At 70.2% G+C, this 2,404-nt stretch carries 1 protein-coding gene; it reads right to left on the bottom strand.

Annotation, left to right across the window (positions count from 1 at the left end; translation table 11 throughout):
• The coding region (locus ACZ5CR_RS43680; RefSeq protein ID WP_468868811.1) for a non-ribosomal peptide synthetase at positions 1–2,404 on the bottom strand (2,404 nt) is incomplete at both ends.

Consider the following 2,404-nt stretch of genomic DNA (forward strand, 5'->3'; position numbering starts at 1 on the left):
TCGGGCTCGGGCCTTCGAGCTGGGCCAGGAACCAGAGCCGCTGCTGGGCGAACGACAACGGCACCCGCTCCGGACGTGTCGCAACCCGCAGCGGGGTACGGACCTGCCCCGTGTCCTCTGCCAGCAGGGCCGCCAGTCGGGCCACCGTCGGGGCCTCGAACAACGCCCGGACCCTGACCTCCACGCCCAGCACCGCGCGGATCCGCGATATCAGCCGAACCGCGAGCAGTGAATGCCCGCCGAGTTGGAAGAAGTTGTCGTCGACCCTGACCGACTCCACGCCGAGGATGTGGGCGAAGGCCGCGCACAGGATCTCCTCCTGGACCGTCGCCGGCGCACGCCCGGTGCCGGTGGCGTACTCCGGCGCCGGGAGGGCCTTGCGATCGAGCTTGCCGTTGACCGTCAGCGGCAACTCCGCAAGCGTGACGAACGCGGCCGGGACCATGTACTCCGGCAACCGTCCGGCCACGAGGACCCGCAGGGAGTCACTGTCAAGATCGTCGGTGTCGGTGTCGGTGTCGGTGTCGGTGGGGACGACGTAAGCGACGAGCCGCGTCTCGCCGGGGGTGTCCTCGCGGGCGACGATGGCGGCCTGTGCGACATCGGCGTGTGTCGACAGCACCGCTTCGATCTCGCCCGGTTCGATGCGGAACCCGCGGATCTTCACCTGCTCATCCGCACGCCCCGCGAACACCAACTGCCCATCCGGAGTCCACTTCGCCAGGTCCCCGGTCCGATACATCCGCTCACCGGAACCCGAACCGAACGGACAGGCCACGAACCGCTCACCCGTCAACCCCGGCCGACCCACATAACCACGGGCCACTCCCACGCCAGCGACATACAACTCGCCCGCCACACCGACCGGCACCGGCTGAAGCGCCGCATCCAGCACGTACAGGCGCGTGTTGGCGATCGGCTTCCCGATCGTGGGCTCGTCGCCCGCCGCCAACGGCCCCGACATCGACGCACACACCGTGATCTCCGTCGGACCATACGCATTGATCAACCGCCGGCCCGCAGCCCACCGCGCCACCAACCCCCCATCCAGCGCCTCACCCGCAGACACCAGCGTGGTCACCGAAGCCAGATCGGCGTCGTCAAGCGTCCTCAAGACCGCCGGCGGCAGCGTCGCATGCGTCACGTCGCGATACGCGTCCGGATCGAGGAAGCCGCTGCCCGGCACCGGCCCTTCAGCACCAGCCATGACCAGCGTCGCCCCCGCACACAGCGTCACGAACACTTCCGACACCGCCGCATCGAACCCGACCGCGGCGAACTGCAACACCCGCGAGCCCTGCTCCACGGCAAACCGCTCACCCTGCGCAGCCACCAGGTTGACGAGCCCGTCGTGGGTGACTGCCACGCCCTTCGGTGTGCCCGTCGAGCCGGACGTGTAGATGACGTAGGCCAACCCTGCAGGATCGATGGCTATGTCTGGCGCGACCGTGGGGAGGACGGCCAGCCTCGCGGTCGTCGCCGAGTCGTCGACGGTGACCAGTCGCTCTCGCTCGACGGGCAGATCAGCCAGGGCATCCTGGGTTCCGAGGACGAACTCCACACGGCTGTCCGCGAGCATGAACTCCAAGCGCTCGGTCGGCAGCGCGGCATCGACGGGCACATAGGCCGCACCCGCCTTCAGCACGGCCAGCATCGCCGTCACCAGCCCAGCCCCCCGCGGCAGGCACAGGCCGACCAGCGACTCACGCCCCACACCCAGGTCACGCAGGTGGTGCGCCAGGCGATTGGCCGCCGCGGCGAGCTGCCCGTACGACAGCTCGACACCGTCGCCGACGACCGCCACATCCTCCGGAGCCACAGCGACTCGTCGGGCGAACAGGTCCACGATCGTCAAGGCGGGGGCCGGGGCCGCGGTGTCGTTCCAGCCGCTGAGCAGAAGGGTGCGCTCGTCGGCGCCGAGCACGTCCACGGCGAGCAGCCGGGTGTCGGGGGCCGCCGTCACCAGCGTCAGCACCCGGCTCCACCGTTCGGCGACGGCTTCCACCGAAGCGGCGTCGAACAGGTCCTTCGCCCCGGTCACCGACCCGACCAACCCGGCCGGACGGCCGTGCTCGTCGTAGGTCTCCCCGATCATCACGTCCACGTCGCACTTGACCGACGCGGTCATCGCGGCCTCGATGCCCGCGGCCGCTCCCGCCCGCACGCCGGGCATCCGCAGCCGCGGCCGCTCGAGGTTCTGCAGTGTCAGGGCCACCTGGAACAGGGGGTACCGCGCCAGGGAGCGGACCGGCGCCAGTTCCTCCACGAGGCGTTCGAACGGTACGTCCTGGTGCGCGAGGGCACCCAGGCTCGCTTCCCGCACCCGGCCCAGCACCTGCCGGAAGTCCGGATCTCCGGAGAGGTCGGTGCGGATCACCAGCGTGTCGACGAACGACCCGACCAT

The organism is Streptomyces sp. NPDC031274, assembly GCF_055570235.1.